17 protein-coding genes and 1 pseudogene are annotated in these 18,856 nt (G+C 71.4%); 10 read left to right on the top strand and 8 right to left on the bottom strand.

The genetic code is table 11. The annotated features are described in order from the left end of the window. The first annotated feature begins 62 nt into the window (after positions 1–62). Entirely contained in the window at positions 63–647 is a 585-nt protein-coding gene (locus tag MKW14_RS13390) for a suppressor of fused domain protein (RefSeq protein WP_240862496.1), read from the top strand. A 30-nt stretch (positions 648–677) separates the two neighbouring features. On the opposite strand, the gene MKW14_RS13385 is transcribed toward MKW14_RS13390, so the two are convergent. Beyond that, positions 678–1,904, bottom strand: coding sequence for an MFS transporter (locus tag MKW14_RS13385; protein ID WP_240862495.1), 1,227 nt, complete (start codon positions 1,902–1,904; stop codon positions 678–680). Between the two features lie 168 nt (positions 1,905–2,072). Here MKW14_RS13385 and MKW14_RS13380 point away from each other — a divergent pair, with 168 nt between their 5' ends. The 3 genes from MKW14_RS13380 (at position 2,073) to MKW14_RS13370 (ending at position 4,417) form a co-directional block, all read left to right on the top strand. Then, positions 2,073–2,714 (top strand): DUF6758 family protein, encoded by a 642-nt coding sequence (locus MKW14_RS13380; RefSeq protein ID WP_240862493.1) that lies wholly within the window; start codon positions 2,073–2,075, stop codon positions 2,712–2,714. 192 nt (positions 2,715–2,906) lie between these two features. Further along, positions 2,907–3,764: a PHP domain-containing protein gene (locus MKW14_RS13375; protein ID WP_240862492.1), complete on the top strand. Its 858-nt coding sequence runs from the start codon at positions 2,907–2,909 to the stop codon at positions 3,762–3,764. 47 nt (positions 3,765–3,811) lie between these two features. Next, a complete protein-coding gene (locus tag MKW14_RS13370; protein WP_240862490.1) occupies positions 3,812–4,417 on the top strand; it encodes a MarC family protein in 606 nt (201 codons plus the stop codon). A gap of 82 nt (positions 4,418–4,499) precedes the next feature. Here the strand turns inward: MKW14_RS13370 and MKW14_RS13365 are convergent, their stop codons facing one another. Further along, positions 4,500–4,652 carry a DUF8834 family protein gene (locus MKW14_RS13365; protein WP_240862487.1) on the bottom strand — a complete coding sequence of 51 codons (153 nt, stop codon included), beginning with the start codon at positions 4,650–4,652 and terminating at the stop codon, positions 4,500–4,502. A gap of 183 nt (positions 4,653–4,835) precedes the next feature. Here MKW14_RS13365 and MKW14_RS13360 point away from each other — a divergent pair, with 183 nt between their 5' ends. Then, positions 4,836–5,729, top strand: a complete 894-nt coding sequence (locus MKW14_RS13360) for an NYN domain-containing protein (protein WP_240862850.1) — start codon at positions 4,836–4,838, stop codon at positions 5,727–5,729. A 9-nt stretch (positions 5,730–5,738) separates the two neighbouring features. On the opposite strand, the gene MKW14_RS13355 is transcribed toward MKW14_RS13360, so the two are convergent. Together MKW14_RS13355 and MKW14_RS13350 are read right to left on the bottom strand one after the other, a co-directional pair. Then, complete coding sequence (locus tag MKW14_RS13355; RefSeq protein ID WP_240862485.1) at positions 5,739–6,653, bottom strand: alpha/beta fold hydrolase; 915 nt, start codon at positions 6,651–6,653, stop codon at positions 5,739–5,741. A 156-nt stretch (positions 6,654–6,809) separates the two neighbouring features. Then, entirely contained in the window at positions 6,810–9,779 is a 2,970-nt protein-coding gene (locus MKW14_RS13350) for a DEAD/DEAH box helicase (protein ID WP_240862483.1), read from the bottom strand. A 469-nt stretch (positions 9,780–10,248) separates the two neighbouring features. Here MKW14_RS13350 and MKW14_RS13345 point away from each other — a divergent pair, with 469 nt between their 5' ends. Further along, positions 10,249–10,986: a ferritin-like fold-containing protein gene (locus tag MKW14_RS13345; protein ID WP_240862481.1), complete on the top strand. Its 738-nt coding sequence runs from the start codon at positions 10,249–10,251 to the stop codon at positions 10,984–10,986. Between the two features lie 215 nt (positions 10,987–11,201). Here the strand turns inward: MKW14_RS13345 and MKW14_RS13340 are convergent, their stop codons facing one another. From MKW14_RS13340 to MKW14_RS13325, 4 genes are all read right to left on the bottom strand, one after another. Beyond that, the gene (locus MKW14_RS13340; RefSeq protein WP_208779906.1) at positions 11,202–11,474 is read right to left on the bottom strand and encodes a hypothetical protein; all 273 of its coding nucleotides are present in this window, start codon (positions 11,472–11,474) and stop codon (positions 11,202–11,204) included. A 185-nt stretch (positions 11,475–11,659) separates the two neighbouring features. Next, on the bottom strand, positions 11,660–11,887 hold the full coding sequence (locus MKW14_RS13335; RefSeq protein WP_133044496.1) for a DUF3107 domain-containing protein: 228 nt from the start codon (positions 11,885–11,887) through the stop codon (positions 11,660–11,662). A 179-nt stretch (positions 11,888–12,066) separates the two neighbouring features. Beyond that, positions 12,067–12,711 (bottom strand): TetR/AcrR family transcriptional regulator, encoded by a 645-nt coding sequence (locus MKW14_RS13330; RefSeq protein ID WP_240862479.1) that lies wholly within the window; start codon positions 12,709–12,711, stop codon positions 12,067–12,069. Positions 12,712–12,936: 225 nt separating this feature from the next. Further along, complete coding sequence (locus tag MKW14_RS13325) at positions 12,937–13,161, bottom strand: Rv3202a family protein (RefSeq protein WP_240862477.1); 225 nt, start codon at positions 13,159–13,161, stop codon at positions 12,937–12,939. 242 nt (positions 13,162–13,403) lie between these two features. On the opposite strand from MKW14_RS13325, the pseudogene MKW14_RS13320 reads away from it, so the two are divergent. The 4 genes and pseudogenes from MKW14_RS13320 to MKW14_RS13310 form a co-directional block, all read left to right on the top strand. After that, positions 13,404–14,357, top strand: a pseudogene (locus MKW14_RS13320) (alpha/beta fold hydrolase); the annotation flags it as partial. 1,403 nt (positions 14,358–15,760) lie between these two features. Continuing rightward, positions 15,761–16,804 (top strand): DUF3152 domain-containing protein, encoded by a 1,044-nt coding sequence (locus MKW14_RS13315; RefSeq protein ID WP_441349307.1) that lies wholly within the window; start codon positions 15,761–15,763, stop codon positions 16,802–16,804. 55 nt (positions 16,805–16,859) lie between these two features. After that, positions 16,860–16,952, top strand: a complete 93-nt coding sequence (locus tag MKW14_RS41545) for an Ms4533A family Cys-rich leader peptide (RefSeq protein WP_358594159.1) — start codon at positions 16,860–16,862, stop codon at positions 16,950–16,952. Between the two features lie 184 nt (positions 16,953–17,136). Continuing rightward, positions 17,137–18,855 (top strand): ABC transporter substrate-binding protein, encoded by a 1,719-nt coding sequence (locus tag MKW14_RS13310; protein ID WP_240862474.1) that lies wholly within the window; start codon positions 17,137–17,139, stop codon positions 18,853–18,855. Position 18,856 lies beyond the last annotated feature (1 nt).

Raw genomic sequence — 18,856 nt, 5'->3', positions numbered from 1 at the left:
CCAGTCGCCCAAACTGTCAAGGCGCTGCTTTGCCCGGTACTGACGAGTTCTATGCTCGCCGCATGGTTGATGTTCTTCCTCTGGTCGAGGCAAGGTTGCGCACCGCGCTGGGCGAACCGGACGCCCGCGCGGCGGTCACGTTCCTCGGCACGGACCGCGTCGAGGTGCTCCGCTTCCACGAGGGCGACATCGTCCGCTACGCCACGCTCGGCATGTCCGCGCAGCCGATGAGCGACCCCACGGCGATGCTCGCAGACCCGGTGAAGGGACCTCGCGCGGAGCTGGTCCTCTCGGTGCGCGCGGGCCTCGCCGACACCGACAAGGCGCTGCGTCCGCTCGCCGTGCTCGCCGCGTCTCCGCAGGTCGAGGGGGTGATCGTGGCCCCGGGCGCGTCCCTCGACCTCGGTGAGCCGCTGTGGCCGGGCGCCCCGTTCAGCTCCGTGCTGGTAGCCGAGCCCGGCGGCCTGGTCGAGGACCTGACCCTCGACGAGCCGCTCGACCCGGTCCGCTTCCTGCCGGTGCTGCCCATGACGGCGAACGAGGCCGCCTGGAAGCGCGTCCACGGCGCCCAGGCCCTCCAGGAGCGCTGGCTGACGCAGGGGACGGACCTGAGGGATCCGTCCCGCGCGTCGGTCTCCCTGGCGTGAGCAAGCTCACCAACGGACGGCCGGCTCGCGTCAGTTGGCGAAGACGGTGACACCGTCCTCGGACGCGTGCTTCGTCTCCAGTTCCTCAGCGTCGTGGGTGAGCGCGTTCCGCCGTACGAGGACCACCAGCGCACCCGCCACGGCGGTCACGGCGGCCACCACGAACGGGATGTGGATGTCGGTCCACTCCTCGATCTTCGGCGCGAAGTAGGGAGCCGCGGCCGCCGCGAACCAGCGCACGAAGTTGTAGCCCGCGCTCGCCACCGGACGCGGGGCGTCCGAGACGCCGAGCGCCAGTTCCGTGTACACCGTGTTGTTCACGCCGATGAAGGCGCCGGACAGGACGGTGCAGACGACGGCCGCGGTGTGGTCGCCGTAGCCGAGGACGAGCACGTCGACGGCGAGCAGCACCAGCGAGCCGCCGAGCACCTTCAGCGAACCGAACCGCTTCTGCAGGCGCGGCGCCACGATCACCGAGAAGACGGCGAGCAGCACGCCCCAGCAGAAGAACACGGCACCCGACTTGTAGGGCGTCATGTTCAGCACGAACGGGGTGAAGGCCAGCACGGTGAAGAACGTGTAGTTGTAGAAGAACGCCGACGCGGCCGCCGAGGCCAGCCCGCTGTGGCCGAGCGCCCTGACGGGGTCGAGCAGCGAGGTCTTCCGCGCGGGCTTCGGCTGATCCTTCAGGAACGCGGTGATGCACAGGAAGCCGACCGCCATCAGGAAGGCCGTGCCGAAGAACGGGTAGCGCCAGCTCTGGTTGCCGAGCAGCGCGCCCAGCAGCGGGCCGCAGGCCATGCCGAGGCCCAGGGCCGACTCGTACAGCAGGATCGCCGCCGCGCTGCCGCCCGCCGCCGCGCCGACGATGACCGCGAGGGCGGTGGAGACGAACAGCGCGTTGCCGAGGCCCCAGCCCGCGCGGAAGCCGACGAGTTCGGCGACCGAGCCCGAGGTGCCGGCCAGGCCCGCGAAGACGACGACGAAGGCGAGCCCGAGCAGCAGGGTCCTGCGCCCGCCGATCCGGCTCGAGACGAAGCCGGTCACCAGCATCGCCACGGCCGTGATCAGGAAGTACGAGGTGAAGAGCAGGGAGACCTGGCTGGCGGTGGCGTTCAGGCCCTTGGCGATCGACGGCAGGATCGGGTCGACGAGTCCGATGCCCATGAAGGCCACGACGGACGCGCCGGCCGTCGCCCACACTGCCTTCGGCTGCCGCAGGATGCCGCCCGCTCCCGCGTCGAAGGGGTCGTCCATGCTTCCTCCACTCCGGGTCGATTTAGTTGCTGTATGCACATAGTAAGTTAGGGCGGCTAATAGATGCAAGTAGCATCTAGTTGGGCCGGTGCGGAATCAGGTGAGGGTTCCGTCCGGTCGGGTGATCGTCCTTGACGTGAGGGTGCCGGGGTAGGACCGTGGGGCCCTATGAGGGGCGAACCCAGTTGCCCGAAGTGTGGTGGCCGGGTCAGGGCTCCCGGACTCTTCGCCGATTCGTGGCAGTGCGATGAGCACGGCACCGTGCACCCGGTGCAGCCCGTGGTCCCGCCCAGCGTCGAGGCCCTCAGCGTCGTGGTGCACCGCACCAAGGTGCCCGTGTGGATGCCGTGGCCCCTCCCCGTGGGCTGGCTGTTCACGGGCGTGGCCTGCGCCGGCGACGACCGGCACGGCGGCCGTGCCACCGCGGTGGCCTGCTCGGGGCCGGGGCCGCTCGGGGGCATGGGGGAGCTGATCCTGGTCTCCGAGGAACTGGGCGTCGGCCTCGGCGCGCGGTACGCGGGCATCGCCGGGCCGGACCCGGGGCCGTACATGAGCGTCGAGAAGCCGCCCCAGGCCAAGGTCCTGGCGGGCGGCCGCCCCACCCCCCTCTGGCATGTCGCCGCCACCCCCGACGACCGCGCGGTCTTCGCGGGCGAGGCCCGCGGGCTGTGGCTGTGGGCCGTGGTCTGGCCCGAGCAGTCCGGGCTGCTGATGTACGACGAGCTGGTGCTCACGGATCTGCGTGAGGCGGGGGCGGAAGTGGAGCTGGTTCCCTGCGGGGCGTTGTCGCCGCGCTTGCTTGAGCCGTAGCGCGCCCACCGGGGGTGCGGGTGCTGTCTCGTCGGCGGCCGCGGCTCCCCCTGGGCCGGTCGCGCGGTTCCCCGCGCTCCTTTCCGGCGTTGCTGTAGGGGGCGATCGCGAAGTTCGGCTGTGACAGGCACCCCCGCGTGCCAGTTATCCTTGAGCGTCCCCTCCGTCCCGTCCCGCCCTGGAGTTCGCGTCGTGCGTGTCGATCTGCACTGCCACTCCACCGCTTCCGACGGTACGGACACCCCCGCCGAGCTGGTGCGGAACGCAGCCGCGGCCGGGCTGGACGTCGTCGCGCTGACCGACCACGACACCACCCGCGGGTACGCCGAGGCGATCGCCGCGCTGCCCGCCGGGCTGACCCTCGTCACCGGCGCCGAGCTGTCCTGCCGCATCGACGGCATCTCGATGCACATGCTCGCCTACCTCTTCGACCCCGAGGAGCCGGAGCTGCTCGCCGAGCGCGAGCTGGTGCGCGACGACCGGGTGCCGCGGGCGCGCGCCATGGTCGACCAGCTGCGGGATCTGGGCGTGCCGGTCACCTGGGAGCAGGTGGCACGGATCGCCGGGGACGGGTCGGTCGGCCGGCCCCACGTCGCCACCGCGCTGGTCGAGCTGGGCGTCGTGCGGAGCGTGGACGAGGCGTTCACCGCCGACTGGCTGGCCGACGGCGGACGGGCCTATGTGCCGAAGCACGAGACGGACCCGTTCGAGGCGATCCGGCTGGTCAAGGCGGCCGGCGGCGTGACGGTGTTCGCGCATCCCGGGGCGAGCAAGCGTGGACGTACCGTGCCGGAGTCTGCGATCGCCGAGATGGCCGCCGCCGGGCTCGACGGCATCGAGGTCGACCACATGGACCACGACCCGGAGACCCGGGCGCGGCTGCGGGGACTGGCCGGGGAGCTGGGGCTGCTGACCACCGGGTCCAGCGACTACCACGGCAGCCGCAAGACCTGCGTGCTCGGGGAGTACACCACGGACCCCGAGGTGTACGGCGAGATCACGCGCCGGGCGACCGGGGCGTTCCCGGTGCCGGGGACCGGCGGAGCCTGACGCCCCGCCCACGCCACCCCGCTCACCCCTCCTCCCGCAAGGCCCTCATGTTCGACGCCGCCGTTTTCGGCTCCCTCTTCCTCACCCTGTTCGTCATCATGGATCCCCCCGGGATCACCCCGATCTTCCTCGCCCTCACCGCCGGACGCCCCGGCAAGGTGCAGAAGCGGATGGCCTTCCAGGCCGTGTGCGTGGCGTGCGGGGTGATCACCGTCTTCGGGCTCCTGGGCCACCAGATCCTCGACTACCTGCACGTCTCCGTGCCCGCGCTGATGATCGCGGGCGGACTGCTGCTCCTGCTGATCGCCCTCGACCTGCTCACCGGCAAGACCGACGAGCCGAAGCAGACCAAGGACGTCAACGTGGCGCTCGTACCGCTGGGCATGCCGCTGCTGGCCGGTCCGGGCGCGATCGTGTCCGTCATCCTCGCCGTGCAGAAGGCCGACAGCGCGGCCACGCAGGTGTCGGTGTGGTGCGCGATCCTCGCCATCCACGTCGTGCTGTGGCTGGTGATGCGCTACTCGCTGCTGATCATCCGGATCATCAAGGACGGCGGTGTCGTCCTGGTGACCCGCCTCGCCGGCATGATGCTCTCGGCGATCGCCGTGCAGCAGATCATCAACGGCGTCACCCAGGTGATCCGGACGGGCTGAGCCGACAAGCGCAGAGCCCCCGTACGGCGTCCGTGCCGTACGGGGGCTCTGAAGCTTCGGCGGTGATCCGCGTCTGTGTCGGTTACGCGGCCGTGTTCTCGGCCGGTCGGATCCACAGGCGCTGCCCGATGGCGGCGGCCTGCTGCACGATCCGGTTGACGGAGGCGGCGTCCACGACAGTGCTGTCCACGGTCGTCCCGTCGACCTCGTCGAGTCGCATGATTTCGAAGCGCATGGCCTCTCCCTTCGTCTCGTGGTTCTGATCCAAGTCAACGACCTGCGTGTTACAAACATTCCCTACGCTAAAGAAATTTTTCGAACGCCTAATTACTGAGCGGTAAGAGGTGCGCGAGATGTGTGAATGAGACTGACCGGGACCGGTTGTGTTCGCAGCGTGACCACCGGGACAATGGAGGCGATGAACGACGACTTCCCGGCCCTCAGCGCCCGCATCGACCGCACGAACGAGCTGCTCCAGCGCATGCTCGCCGAGGTGGCCAAGACGCCCTCGACCCATGCGATCTTCGTCGATGCCGGGTACCTCTACGCGGCCGCGGGGCGGCTCGTGGCGGGCACCGAGGACCGGCGCGCCTTCGACCTGGACGCCGAAGGCCTGATCGAGGCGCTCATCGACCGGGCCCGCACCATCTTCGCGGACAGCAGACTCCTGCGGGTGTACTGGTACGACGGCGCGAGACGCCGTATCCACACCGCCGAGCAGCAGTCGATCGCCGAACTCCCGGACGTCAAGGTCCGGTTGGGCAACCTGAACGCCAACAACCAGCAGAAGGGCGTCGACTCCCTCATCCGCAGCGACCTCGAGTCCCTGGCCCGCCACCGCGCCATCAGCGACGCGGCCCTGCTCGGCGGTGACGAGGACCTGGTCTCGGCGGTCGAGGCCGCCCAGGGGTACGGCGCCCGGGTCCACCTCTGGGGCATCGAGGCCCCCGAGGGCCGCAACCAGGCGGAACCCCTCCTCTGGGAGGTCGACAGCCAGCGCACCTTCGACCTCGACTTCTTCAAGCCCTACGTCGCCCGGCGCACCGCCCCCGGCTACGAGGTCGGCGCCGCCCGGCCCACCCGGGAGGACGTCCGCTTCGTCGGCGCGCAGATCGCGGCGAAGTGGCTGGCGGCGCGGGGACGCGAGTCGCTGGTCGAGCTGCTGCCCGGGCATCCCTACCTCCCGGGCTCGGTCGACCAGGACCTGCTGGTGGAGGCGGAGGGCCTGCTGCAGTACTCCCTGCGCGGACAGTCGGATCTGCGCCGGGCGCTGCGGGACGGGTTCTGGGAGCACTTGCAGACGCAGTACTGAGCGCTCACCTCACCCGCGGTGGGTGCGGTCGGTGCGGTCGGTGCGGTCGGTGCGGTCGGTGCGGTCCCAGAAGTCGGCGAAGGCGCGCGCCGTTTCCAGGGGGTTGTCGGTGTTGGGGGAGTGCTCGGCGCCCTGGACGACCGTGCAGTGGGCGCGCAGCCGCAGGGCCATGTCGTCCAGCAGCGGCACCGGCCAGGTGTCGTCGCGCGAGCCCGAGAGGACATGGAAGGGCAGCGGTACGGCGGCGAGTTCGGCCACGCGGTCCGGCTCGACGCACAACTGGCGTCCCGTGGCCAGGAGTTGGGCCGGCTTGTTGCCCAGCCAGCGGCGCCGCAGGTCCTCCCGGTCGGCCAGCCCCTCGTCGAGATCACCGGCGTCGGTGTCCTCGGGCGGCTCCATGGCCTGGATCGCCTCCCAGACCTCGGCCATCGTCATCACGGCGAGCGCGTCCTGGAGCAGCTTGACGCGCTGCTGCTGGGGGACGGAGATCTGGGCGGGGCCGGAGGCCATGAGGGTGAGCGAGAGGAAGGGGGAGTGGTCGAGCAGGACGGCGGCACGGGCGATCTGGCCGCCGAGGGAGTGCCCGACGAGATGCACCGGCGTGCCGACGGCTTCCGCCTGCGCGAGGACGTCCCTCGCCAACTCCTCCTGGGCGTAGGCCGACTCATCCAGCTCCGGCCCGTCGGACTCGTACTGCCCGCGTCCGTCCAGGGCGACGACCCGGTATCCGCGGGCCGTGAGGTGCGTGTGCAGGGGGTTGAAGTCCTCCTTGCTGCCGGTGAACCCGGGCAGCATCAACGCGGTCCCCTTCACCTCCACAGCGCCCCCCACGACCGACTCCACAGCCGCGAACTCCCCACGCGCGGTACGGATCGTGTGAACACGGGCTCCTGGAGGCGGGGCGAAGGTCGGCGGTCGGCTCATGGGGGCGAGGGTACCGGGTGGAGGTTTCGGGGGTGGGATGGGGCGGGCGACCGGGTGGCGACGCCCGCCACCTTCATGGGGGAGCACGGCGTACGCCGACGGCCCGGCCCACCTGGGGTGGGCCGGGCCGTCCGGGCTGTGCGTGCGGCTTCCGCGTCAGGCGTCCGTGGACTCCGTCGCGGCGACCGCCTTGCGGGTCCGCCGCGCCTTCGGCGCGGCCTCGGCCGTACCGTCCGCGACCTCGGCGGCTGCCGTGGCCTTGCGCGTACGACGGCGCGGGGTGGCGTCCGGCTCGTCGGCGGCCTGCGCCGGGATGGCGACGGCGGTGTTCCCGGCCGTCGTACCGGCCGCGGTCTTCCGCGTGCGGCGCGGCTTGGACTCCGTGCCCTCCGCCGTGTCCGCCGCGGCTTCGGCGGTCGCGGCCGTCTTCCGGGCGCGGCGGGGCTTCGCCTCGGTGGCCTCGGCAGCGACCTCGCCGGTCCCGGCGGGGGCTGCCTCGGCCGCCTTGCGCGTACGACGCGCCTTCGGCTTCGCCTCGGTGCCCTCGGCGGTGTCGACCGCCGACTCGGCCGTGGCGGCCGCCTTGCGGGTGCGGCGCGGCGCGGCGACGGCGGATTCGTCGGCCGTGGCGGCGGCCGCGGTCTTCCGCGTGCGGCGCGGCTTGGCCTCCGGGGCCTCGGTGGTGTCCACCGGGGTCTCGGTCGGGGCCGTCGTCTTGCGGGTACGGGTACGCGGCTGCGCCTCGGCTCCCTCCGCCGTTTCGACGGCTGCCGCCGTCTTGCGCGTGCGGCGCGGCTTGGCCTCGGTGGCCTCGGCGGTGTCCACAGCGGCTTCCGCGGCCGTTGCTGCCGTCTTGCGGGTGCGCGTGCGGGGCTTGGTCTCCGTGGCCTCCGCCGTGTCGGCGGCGGTCTCGGCGGCGGCCGTCGCCTTGCGCGTGCGGCGCGGCTTGGCTTCCGTGCCTTCGGCCGTGTCGACCGCGGCTTCGGCTGCTGCGGCGGTCTTGCGGGTACGGCGCGGCTTGGCCTCGGTCGCCTCCGGGGCCTCGACGACCACCGTGGGCTCAGCGGCCTTGCGGGTGCGGCGGGGCTTGGGCTCCGGGGCCTCGGTGTCCACCGGGGTCTCGGTCGGAGCCGCCGTCTTGCGGGTACGGGTACGCGGCTGGGCCTCGGCTCCCTCCGCCGTCTCGACGGCTGCCGCCGTCTTGCGCGTGCGGCGCGGCTTGGCCTCGGTGGCCTCGGCGGTGTCCACAGCGGCTTCCGCGGCCGTTGCTGCCGTCTTGCGGGTGCGCGTGCGGGGCTTGGTCTCCGTGGCCTCCGCCGTGTCGGCAGCGGCCTCCGCTGTCGCCGTCGTCTTGCGGGTACGGCGGCGCGGGGCGGTGGCCTCGGACTCGGCGGCTTCCTCAGCGACCGGAGCCTCCGTGACCGACGGAGCCTGCGTGACCGCCGGAGCCTCCGTGACCGACGGAGCCTCCGTGACGACCGGAGCCTCGGTGGCGACCGGAGCCTCGGGCGTGACCGGCGTCTGCGTGGCGGCCGGTGTCTCCGTCGTGGCCGGTGTCTGCGTCGCCGTCAGGTCCGCTGACCTGCGGGTGCGTCGGCGGCGCGGCTTGGCGGCGGCTGCCGGCTCGGCGTCCAGGGTCGGACCCTCGGCCGTCTCGACGGCGGCCTCCGCGGAACGCACCGGCGTCACCTGCTCGGACGGGGCACCCGCCCGGGTGCGGCGACGGCGACGCGGCGTGCGGGTGGCCGTCGCCTCCTCCGCCGAGGTGACCTCGGACGCGACGGCGGGAGCGGTCGTACCGTCCGTCGGGGAGCCGCCGCGCGTGCGGCGTCGGCGGCGCGGCGTACGGGACGAGCGCTCCTGGTCGCCGGTGCGGGAGTCGGACCGGCCGTTACGGTCGCCCCGGCCACCGCGCCCGCGTCCACCGCGGCCGCCGGTCTCGCCCAGGTCCTCCAGCTCCTCCGCGTCCAGCCCCGCGCGCGTGCGCTCGGCGCGCGGCAGGACACCCTTGGTGCCCGCGGGGATGTTCAGCTCCTCGAAGAGGTGCGGGGAGGTGGAGTACGTCTCCGGCGGGTCGTTGAAGCTCAGCTCCAGCGCCTTGTTGATCAGCTGCCAGCGCGGGATGTCGTCCCAGTCGACCAGCGTGATCGCGATGCCCTTGTTGCCGGCACGGCCGGTGCGGCCGATGCGGTGGAGGTAGGTCTTCTCCTCCTCCGGCGACTGGTAGTTGATGACGTGCGTGACGCCCTCGACGTCGATGCCGCGCGCGGCGACGTCGGTGCAGACCAGGACGTCCACCTTGCCGTTGCGGAAGGCGCGCAGCGCCTGCTCACGGGCGCCCTGGCCGAGGTCGCCGTGGACCGCGCCGGAGGCGAAACCGCGCTGCTTGAGCTGGTCGGCGAGATCGGCCGCCGTACGCTTCGTACGGCAGAAGATCATCGCCAGCCCGCGGCCCTCGGCCTGCAGGATGCGCGCGACCATCTCGGGCTTGTCCATGTTGTGCGCGCGGTACACGTGCTGCGAGATGTTCGCGACCGTCACGCCCTCGTCGTCCGGCGCGGTGGCACGGATGTGCGTGGGCTGCGACATGTAGCGGCGGGCGAGACCGATGACCGCGCCCGGCATGGTCGCCGAGAACAGCATGGTCTGCCGCTTCACCGGCAGCATGTCGATGATCTTCTCGACGTCGGGCAGGAAGCCCAGGTCGAGCATCTCGTCGGCCTCGTCCAGGACCAGGCACTTCACGTGCTTGAGGTTGAGCTTCTTCTGGCCCGCCAGGTCGAGGAGCCGGCCGGGCGTGCCGACGACCACGTCGACGCCCTGCTTCAGGGCCTCTACCTGGGGCTCGTAGGCCCGGCCGCCGTAGATGGCGAGGACGCGTACGTTGCGCACCTTGCCCGCGGTCAGCAGGTCGTTGGTGACCTGCGTGCACAGCTCGCGCGTGGGGACGACGACGAGCGCCTGCGGGGTGTCGGTGAGGTCCTCGGGCTTCGCGCGGCCCGCCTCCACGTCCGCGGGGACGGTGACGCGCTCGAGGAGCGGGAGGCCGAAGCCGAGCGTCTTTCCGGTGCCGGTCTTGGCCTGGCCGATGACGTCCGTGCCGGAGAGGGCGACGGGGAGGGTCATCTCCTGGATGGGGAAGGGGGTGATGATGCCGACGGCCTCGAGGGCCTCGGCGGTCTCGGGAAGGATTCCGAGATCTCTGAACGTCGTAGTCAGGGTGCTGCCTCTTCTGTGTGGCGCGGTGCGAGGCGAGCGCGGGGGTCTTTGACGGACCGTGCCGGGGACGTCGGCTGCCTTACGGGCTTGCCGTAGGGCACGGGACCACTGCCGACGCTCTAGCGCTCGTACCGCTGAGGGTGTCCCTCCGGGCGCCGTACGCAATGTGCCGTACGGTGTGGAGGGCTGTCGGGTCGGAGCCGATCGGGCCACCGACCGGGCATCCTCATACGTGCGGCCCGTCGAGTACTCGGCAGGCGCATTACCACCATACCCCGGAATCACGCACACGCGATGGCCGATTTGGTCACGTAGCCGTCATCACACTGATTGACCAGGGCTTCCCCAGCTCGACGAGCGGACTATTGTGCGCTGCATGACGACGCCTGACAACACCTCTGACGCATCCGCCGAGCACACCGGAGTGGCCGCCCAGGACTGGGACCGGTCCTCTTCGGACCCCCAGTACCGGGCCGCGGTCATCGACCTGCTCGGCGCGCTCGCGTACGGCGAGCTCGCGGCGTTCGAGCGGCTCGCGGAGGACGCCAAGCTGGCGCCCACGCTGGCGGACAAGGCGGAGCTGGCGAAGATGGCGTCGGCCGAGTTCCACCACTTCGAGCGGCTGCGGAACCGGCTGACGGAGATCGGGGAGGAGCCGACGCGCGCGATGGAGCCGTTCGTCGCGGCGCTGGACGGCTTCCACAAGCAGACCGCACCGTCGGACTGGCTGGAGGGGCTGGTCAAGGCGTACGTCGGCGACTCGATCGCCAGTGACTTCTACCGGGAGGTCGCGGCCCGGCTCGACTCGGACACGCGCGAGCTGGTGCTGGCGGTGCTGGACGACACGGGCCACGCGGGCTTCGCGGTGGAGAAGGTACGGGCCGCCATCGACGCCGATCCGCGGGTCGGCGGGCGACTCGCGCTGTGGGCACGGCGGTTGATGGGCGAGGCGCTGTCCCAGTCCCAGCGGGTCGTGGCGGACCGCGACGCGCTGTCCACGATGCTCGTGGGCGGGGTCGCCGACGGGTTCGATCTCGCCGAGGTGGGGCGGATGTTCTCGCGGATCACCGAGGCGCACACCAAGCGGATGGCCGCGCTGGGGCTGGCCGCCTAGCGGTCCGCCACGGCCCTGCGGCCCGCGGCCCTCAAGGGCGTTGCCCCGCTGCCGTCATTCAGGTGGTCGTCGTCCCTTGGGACGTCTCTTCGGTCGTTGTCCCTGGAGACGTCCCTCGAGACGTCCCTTGAGACGGGGCTCGGGTCGGGTCTTGGGTCGTCTCCCGGGGCGTACTCCCTTGAGGCTCTTGAGACTTCCGAGTCGCTGCCGCAGTGTCACGCCGGCGCCTGGCGCCGGCGGAGTCGCCCCGACGGGCGCAGGAGCAGCGACACGGAGGCCGCCGAGACGATGGCCGCGCCGAGCAGGACGAGGAGGACGTTGCCGGGGTCGAAGGCGCTGTCGGTGACGAAGGCGCCGAACAGGGCTCCGGCGACACCGGTCGCGAGGACCAGGGAACGGGCCGGCAGGCGATGGCCGAGGCGGCGGTCCGCCGCCCACGCCAGGACCAGGCCGAGCAGGGCGGAGCCGAGTGCTTCGAACAACATCATGGGGGTCCCTCCCACACGGCCACACTGCCCATCACGGTCGTAGCCCGTCATACCCGTGACCTGCGGAATGCAATCCTCCTCTGTGCGGCACTTGTGTTCCGGATGTGGAGGAAAAAGGGGCCCGGCGACCTGTCGGCCGCCGGGCCCCTTCGTGCCGTCTTCCAGCTGTCGTCCGTGCTGTCTTCCTACAGCGCGCCGAAGCCCACCTTGCGCGGGGCCGGCTCGCCCAGCTCGACATAGGCGAGACGCTCCGCCGGGACGAGGACCTTGCGGCCGTGCTCGTCCACGAGGGTCAGCAGCTGCGACTTCCCGGCCAGCGCCTCGGCCACGATCTGCTCGACCTCCTCGGCACTCTGACCGCTCTCCAGAACGATCTCGCGGGGCGCGTGCTGCACGCCGATCTTGACCTCCACGGCTATGTCCCTCCGACGGTCAGTGAAGTGCGCGACCTTTACGCGCCGTACCCAGCACACATTAGCCCGGTGAGGGGACGTGCACGCTCCGCCCGGGAACGCCAAGAGCGAACAGCGACCGGGAACAAACGTCCCCCGGCCCGCCTTCGTCGGCGCGTTGCTTCCGGGCGGCGCCGCCCTCAGTGGTGCTGTTCGACGCCGTGCAGCGGGAACCCCGCGATACCGCGCCAGGCCAGCGAGGTCAGCAGCTGCACCGCCTGGTCGCGCGGGACGCTGCGGTCGCTGTGCAGCCAGGAGCGGGCCACGACCTGGGCGAGGCCGCCGAGACCGGAGGCCAGCAGCATCGACTCCGCGCGCGAGAGGCCGGTGTCCTCGGCGATCACTTCGCAGATCGCCTCCGCGCACTCGGTCGTGACCTTGTCGACGCGCTCGCGCACCGCGGGCTCGTTGGTCAGGTCCGACTCGAAGACCAGCCGGAAGGCGCCGCCGTCGTCCTCGACGTACGCGAAGTAGGCGTCCATGGTCGCCCGTACGCGCTGCTTGTTGTCGGTTGTCGACGCGAGCGCGCCGCGTACCGCCTGGATCAGCGACTCGCAGTGCTGGTCCAGAAGAGCCAGGTAGAGGTCGAGCTTGCCCGGGAAGTGCTGGTAGAGCACCGGCTTGCTGACGCCGGCGCGCTCGGCGATGTCGTCCATCGCGGCCGCGTGGTAGCCCTGCGCCACGAAGACTTCCTGGGCGGCGCCCAGCAGCTGGTTCCGTCGGGCACGGCGCGGCAGGCGCGTCCCCCGCGGGCGTGCCGCCTCTGTCTGCTCGATGGCTGTCACGCCGCCTCCCAATGTCGTCCACATGCGGTGTGCGCCGCGCGGCCATCGTACTTTTCGGTAACCCTGGTGTGCGCGGTGAGAGCGCAGAATTTCACGGACCGGACGGCGACGAAAGCCGCGCAGAAGGTTTCAAACCGGGCGAGAGCGGGCAGGGTGTGCCCCCTTTCCAGCTCAGCGGCACCCTCCGGCGCGCGGAGGTCCCCCGTCGGCGGTCGATGTCGCCCGTCAGCGGTAATCGTCCTCGTCGATGGAGACGACGCGACGCTGTTCGATGAGGTCGGCCTCGTCCGCCCGGCCGGGGTCGACGTCCTCCAGGGGGTCGTCGCGGTCCGGGGTGAGCGGGGCGTACTGCTCCGCGGCGTCGTTCTCCGGAGCCTCGACGTCGATCTCCGGCGCCGTCTCGGCGTCGTCGTCGGCGAACGTCTCGGGGTCGGTGGGGTCGATGGCCATGGTGGGCTCCCTTCCTACGTCTCCTACTTCCCACGCCTGTGAGTCCACGTGAATCTCGCTGAAAGAAGCAGGGGTCACACGCGGGTGCCCTCTTTATGAGCCTAGGAGACCCGCGGAGCGGACGCTATCGGGTGTACGGGTGTGTGTACGGGGCGTGTGCATGCGGGTGCCCACGTGGTGCCCGCGCCGTCTGTGACGGCGAACACAGCGGTCTCCGCGTGATCGTCTCGTAACATTGCCGCATGTCTTCGACCGAGCTGCCGTCCGTACCGGCGTCCAATGTGCTCCCGAAGGTGGCGCCCGTCAGGGTCGCCGAGGGTGAGCGGCTCAGGTCGGTGGGTTTGCCGGGGATCACGCTGACCGTCCGTTCGAGGCCCCCCGCGCGCGAGGGACTGCCGCCGGCGCTGTACGTCCACGGGCTCGGCGGTTCCTCGCAGAACTGGTCGGCGCTGATGCAGGAGCTGGAGGGCGTCGTCGACGGCGAGGCCGTCGACCTGCCGGGCTTCGGCGACTCCCCGCCGCCGGACGACGGGGACTACTCCGTCACCGGGCACGCGCGCGCGGTGATCCGTTACCTCGACTCGGCCGGGCGCGGCCCTGTGCACCTGTTCGGCAACTCGCTGGGCGGCGCGGTCTGCACGCGGGTCGCGGCGCTGCGGCCCGACCTCGTGCGCACCCTCACGCTCGTGTCGCCGGCCCTGCCCGAGCTCCTCGTCCAGCGCAGCGCCGTGCCCACGGCCCTGCTGGCGCTGCCCGGGGTTGCCGGGCTCTTCACCCGCTACACCAAGGAGTGGACGGCGGAGCAGCGGGTCCGCGGCGTCCTGATGCTCTGCTACGGCGATCCCGGGCGGGTGACGCCGGAAGGGTTCCGCAACGCGGTCGAGGAGATGGAGCGGCGGCTGCGACTGACGTACTTCTGGGACGCGATGACGCGGTCCGCGCGCGGGATCGTCAACGCGTACACGCTGGGCGGCCAGCACGGGCTCTGGCGCCAGGCCGAGCGCGTCCTGGCGCCGACGCTGCTCGTGTACGGCGGCCGTGACCAGCTGGTCGGCTTCCGCATGGCCCGCCGGGCGGCCCGCGCCTTCCGCGACTCCCGCCTGCTGACCCTGCCGGACGCGGGCCACGTGGCGATGATGGAGTACCCCGACACGGTGGCCCGAGCCTTCGTCGAACTCCTCGTGGACAAGGGCGAGTTGCCAGAGGGGGCAACGGTCGGGCCGGTACGTCCGGGTGCCCCCGGGACGCCGGAAGGCGTGGCTGCCGCTGGTGACGAGATGGAGGGCGGCGCGAAGGGCACGGCTACCGCCGACGCGGACGGCCGTGGCCCTGCGGCGGGTGGCGCGGCTCCGGCTGAGGGTCGCAGTTCCGCCGCGGGCGGCGAGACTCCGGCCGAGAGTAACGGTCGTGGTTCCGCCGCGGGCGGCGAGGTTGCGGCCGACGGCCGTGGTCCTGCGGCGGGTGGCGCGGCTCCGGCTGACGGCAACGGCCTTGGTTCCGCTGCGGGGAATGCACATCCGGCAGAGGGCCGTGGTCCTGCTGGAGATGGCACGACTTCCGCCGATGAGCGAGGCTCCGCCGGCGGTGGCACGGCTTCTGCCAACGGTGACGGTCGCAGTTCCGGCGACGGTGGCGCGGTCGTCGCGGGTGACGGTGAATCCGGTGCCGAGAGCGCGGGGAGCTGAGGGGCGACGTGGGACGCCACAGCCGCCGCGGACGCACGGACGCGGCGAAGGGTGACGCGGGGGACATACAGCCCGGGTCCGGGCCGAAGGCTCGGGGATCGCGAGGCTCCGGTGCAGCCGGGCCGGCGGACGGGGCTGGGGGATCCGGGCGCGGAAGGGCGGCCGGGTCTGGGGGAGCCGACGGTCGAGCCGGACGGGCGGCCGGGTCTGGGGGAGCCGACGGTCGAGCCGGACGGGCGGCCGGGTCTCGGGGAGCCGACGGTCGAGCCGGACGGGCGGCCGGGCCCGAGGGAGATGGGCGAGCTGGGGCGGCTGACGGCACTGCCGCGCGTGGGGTGCCGCGCTTTGGGGACGGCACGCCCGCACAAAGTGAGCCGCGCCTGCCAGACGGCACTCCCGCGCGCGGGGTGCCGCGTTTGGCTGGGGGCACACCTGCGCGTGGCTTTCCAACCCCGTCGGAGGGGACTCCCGCGCGTGGGGTTCCCCGGTTGCCGGACGGCACACCGGCTCAGGGAGTGCCCCGTCGGCCTGACGGCGCCCCCGCGCGAGGGGTGTCGCGTTTCGCGGACGGCACTCCTGCGCACGGCATGCCCCGGTTTCCCGAGGGGACGCCTGCGGCCGGAACCCCTCGCTATTCCGGTGGTACTCCCGCGCAGGGTGTTCCTCGGATGTCGGACGGCACTCCCGCGCGTGGTGTTCCTCGGATGTCGGACGGCACTCCCGCGCGTGGTGTTCCTCGGATGTCGGACGGCACTCCCGCGCGTGGTGTTCCTCGCAGGTCCGACGGCACTCCCGCGCACGGCAATCCGCGAGTGCGTGGGGGGCATCCGGAGCAGCGGGAAGTCGGGGGTGGCTGGGGGGAGTTGACGCGTGAGCGGGGCGGGGGCGGGCGGGGGCCCTCCGCCGGGCCCGGCGTGAGTATTCCGCGGCAGCGGCAGGCGCCCCCTGGTGGGCCCGGACCCCGGCAGGATTACCTGGACGCCTTCGACGAGGACGGCGACGTCTTCTCGCCCCGTGCCGGTGCCTCCGCACACCCCGCCGATCCGTACGGCTCCGATACCGACTGGGATCGCACCGGCGTCGGAGTCCCGTCCGATGCCGACGCCGGCGCCGACGGCGACGACGCGCCGCCCACCGGTGTGCCCGCGCAGGCGAAGGGGGCCAAGGGGCGGACGTTCACCGGCATCGCGGCCGCCGCCGTCACCACCGTGCTGGCCGTCGTCGTCGCCGGTCAGGTCACGCACGGCCGCGACGACACCACCGCGGGCACGCGGTCGGCCACCGACCAGGCGCGGGACGCCCGCGCCTCGGGCGGTACCGCGTCGGCGGCGCCCTCCTCCTCGCCGAGTACGGCCACACTGACGTACGCGCAGGCCATGGACACCAAGTACCCGCTCAGCGCCACGCTCAAGGGACCGGGCAAGTTCGACGCGATCCCCGGGGTCGACAAGGCGCCGGGGAAGGGGCAGAAGTACACCTACCGGGTCGATGTCGAACAGGGCCTCGGACTGGACGGCAAGCTCTTCGCCGAGGCGGTCCAGGCGACGCTCAACGACAAGCGCAGCTGGGCCCACGACGGCGCCCGCACCTTCGAGCGGACCGACTCCGGCAAACCCGACTTCGTGATCACCCTCGCCAGCCCCGGCACGACCGCGAAGTGGTGCGCCAAGTCCGACCTCGACACCAGCGAGGAGAACGTCTCCTGCGACTCGGCCGCCACCGAACGCGTCATGATCAACGCGTACAGATGGGCACAGGGATCGAAGACCTATGGTGCGGACATCCATGCGTACCGCCAGATGTTGATCAACCATGAGGTCGGTCATCGACTCGGCTACAGCCACGTCGAGTGCACCAAGAACGGCCAACTCGCGCCGGTCATGCAGCAGCAGACCAAGTTCCTCGACCACGACGGGATCCACTGCCTGCCCAACCCCTGGCCGTATCCCCGGAGTTGACAGCGGCCACATATGTCACATTGACATGCGCAGAAAGTTCATACATATTTCTGGCATGTCGACCCCCCACGCCCTCCGTCGCGCCGCCATCGAGCTGGCGCTCATCGGCGTGACCCCCATCTGCGTGGCCGACATTCACTGTCGCTGACGTCCGCCTCCAGGCGTTCGCGTCGCGATCCTGCTTCTTCGCCGTGACCACGTCACGACCGTGACCTCTCACGACCGTGACCTCGGCACGCACTTTCCGACGGCCTGACGCCCGGGCAGACGTCTGTTCACTTTCGTCTCACTCCTCGTCCATCCGTCTCACCATTCGAGAGGTCGTCCATCCGATGCGTCATCCGTCCCCCACAGCCCGCCGTGTGGCCGCGGCATCCGTAGGCCTGGTCCTGGCAGCGGGCGCTGCCGCCTGCGGGCCGAAGGACAACGATGCCAAGGGCTCCGGTGGCGACTCCACCCCCCACAAGGGCGGCACCCTGACGGTGCTGAACTCCAGCCCCCAGGAGAACTTCGACCCCGCCCGCCTCTACACCTCCGGCGGCGGAAACGTCCCCTCCCTGGTCTTCCGTACGCTCACCACTCGCAACCGCGAGAACGGCGCGGCCGGCGCCAAGGTCGTCCCCGACCTCGCCACCGACACCGGGCGCCCCAACAAGGACGCGACCGTGTGGACGTACACCCTGAAGAAGGGCCTCAAGTACGAGGACGGCACGCCGATCACGTCCGCCGACATCAAGTACGGCATCGAGCGCTCCTTCGCGCCCGAACTCTCCGGCGGCGCCCCCTACTTGCGGGACTGGCTGGTCGGCGCCGCGAACTACCAGGGCCCGTACAAGGACAAGAAGGGCCTGTCGGCGATCGAGACGCCGGACGCGCGGACCATCGTCTTCCATCTGAACAAGCCCGAGGGCGAGTTCCCGTACCTGGCCACGCAGACGCAGTTCACGCCCGTGCCCCAGAGCAAGGACACGGGGACGAAGTACGCCGAGCACCCGATCTCGTCAGGGCCGTACAAGGTCGTCGAGAACGACAACAACGGTGAGCACATCGTCCTGGAGCGCAACACCTACTGGTCGGCGGCGACGGACGCCGAGCGCAAGGCGTACCCGGACAAGGTCGACGTGAAGTCGGGGCTCGACTCGTCCGTGATCAACCAGCGGCTGTCGGCGTCCCAGGGCACGGACGCGGCCGCCGTCACGACGGACACCAACCTCGGCCCCGCCGAGCTCGCCAAGGTCACCGGCGACAAGGAACTCGCGTCCCGCGTCGGCACCGGCCACTTCGGCTACACGAACTACATAGCGTTCAACCCGACGGTCAAGCCGTTCAACAACGTCAAGGTGCGCCAGGCGATCTCGTACGCCATCGACCGGTCGTCCGTGATCAACGCGGCCGGCGGCAGCGCGCTCGCCGAGGCCGCGACCACCTTCCTGCCCAACCAGAAGTCCTTCGGCTACGAGCCGTACGACCTCTTCCCGGCGGGTGCGACCGGCAACCCGGCCAAGGCCAAGGAACTGCTGAAGGAGGCCGGTTACCCGGGCGGGCTCACCGTCACCCTGACCCACTCCAACGCCAAGGACTTCGAGACCAGCCCGGAGATCGCCACCGCGATCCAGGACGCCCTCAAGAAGGCCGGCATCACCGTCAAGCTGCAGGGTCTGGAGGACAACGACTACTCCGACACGATCCACAGCGTGAAGACCGAGCCCGGATTCTTCCTCGCCCACTGGGGCGCCGACTGGCCCTCCGGCGGCCCCTTCCTCGCGCCGATCTTCGACGGCCGGCAGATCGTCAGGGACGGCGCCAACTTCAACACGGGCCTGCTCAACGACAAGTCGGTCAATGCCGAGATTGACGCGATCAACAAGTTGACGGATCTTGACGCCGCCGCCAAGAGGTGGGGCGCGCTGGACAAGAAGATCGGCGAGCAGGCGCTGACCGTGCCGCTGTTCCACCCCGTCTACAAGCGACTGGTCGGAAAGGACATCAGGAACGTCGTGATCAGCGACTGGACCGGTGTCCTGGACATCTCGCAGGTCGCGGTGAAGTAGC

This window comes from Streptomyces gilvus (assembly GCF_022513565.1).
Classification (GTDB): Bacteria; Actinomycetota; Actinomycetes; order Streptomycetales; family Streptomycetaceae; genus Streptomyces; species Streptomyces gilvus.
The sequence above is the reverse complement of the archived record's forward strand: the minus strand, read 5'-3'. Positions and strand labels throughout refer to the sequence as shown.

What these genes read in the sequence shown, in the direction of transcription:
- MKW14_RS13390 (WP_240862496.1), top strand. Translation starts at nt 63, where the DNA reads ATGGTTGATGTTCTTCCTCTGGTCGAGGCAAGGTTGCGCACCGCGCTG.
- MKW14_RS13385 (WP_240862495.1), bottom strand. Translation starts at nt 1,904, where the DNA reads ATGGACGACCCCTTCGACGCGGGAGCGGGCGGCATCCTGCGGCAGCCG.
- MKW14_RS13380 (WP_240862493.1), top strand. Translation starts at nt 2,073, where the DNA reads ATGAGGGGCGAACCCAGTTGCCCGAAGTGTGGTGGCCGGGTCAGGGCT.
- MKW14_RS13370 (WP_240862490.1), top strand. Translation starts at nt 3,812, where the DNA reads ATGTTCGACGCCGCCGTTTTCGGCTCCCTCTTCCTCACCCTGTTCGTC.
- MKW14_RS13365 (WP_240862487.1), bottom strand. Translation starts at nt 4,652, where the DNA reads ATGCGCTTCGAAATCATGCGACTCGACGAGGTCGACGGGACGACCGTG.
- MKW14_RS13360 (WP_240862850.1), top strand. Translation starts at nt 4,836, where the DNA reads ATGAACGACGACTTCCCGGCCCTCAGCGCCCGCATCGACCGCACGAAC.
- MKW14_RS13355 (WP_240862485.1), bottom strand. Translation starts at nt 6,653, where the DNA reads ATGAGCCGACCGCCGACCTTCGCCCCGCCTCCAGGAGCCCGTGTTCAC.
- MKW14_RS13350 (WP_240862483.1), bottom strand. Translation starts at nt 9,779, where the DNA reads ATGACCCTCCCCGTCGCCCTCTCCGGCACGGACGTCATCGGCCAGGCC.
- MKW14_RS13345 (WP_240862481.1), top strand. Translation starts at nt 10,249, where the DNA reads ATGACGACGCCTGACAACACCTCTGACGCATCCGCCGAGCACACCGGA.
- MKW14_RS13340 (WP_208779906.1), bottom strand. Translation starts at nt 11,474, where the DNA reads ATGATGTTGTTCGAAGCACTCGGCTCCGCCCTGCTCGGCCTGGTCCTG.
- MKW14_RS13325 (WP_240862477.1), bottom strand. Translation starts at nt 13,161, where the DNA reads ATGGCCATCGACCCCACCGACCCCGAGACGTTCGCCGACGACGACGCC.
- MKW14_RS41545 (WP_358594159.1), top strand. Translation starts at nt 16,860, where the DNA reads ATGTCGACCCCCCACGCCCTCCGTCGCGCCGCCATCGAGCTGGCGCTC.
- MKW14_RS13310 (WP_240862474.1), top strand. Translation starts at nt 17,137, where the DNA reads ATGCGTCATCCGTCCCCCACAGCCCGCCGTGTGGCCGCGGCATCCGTA.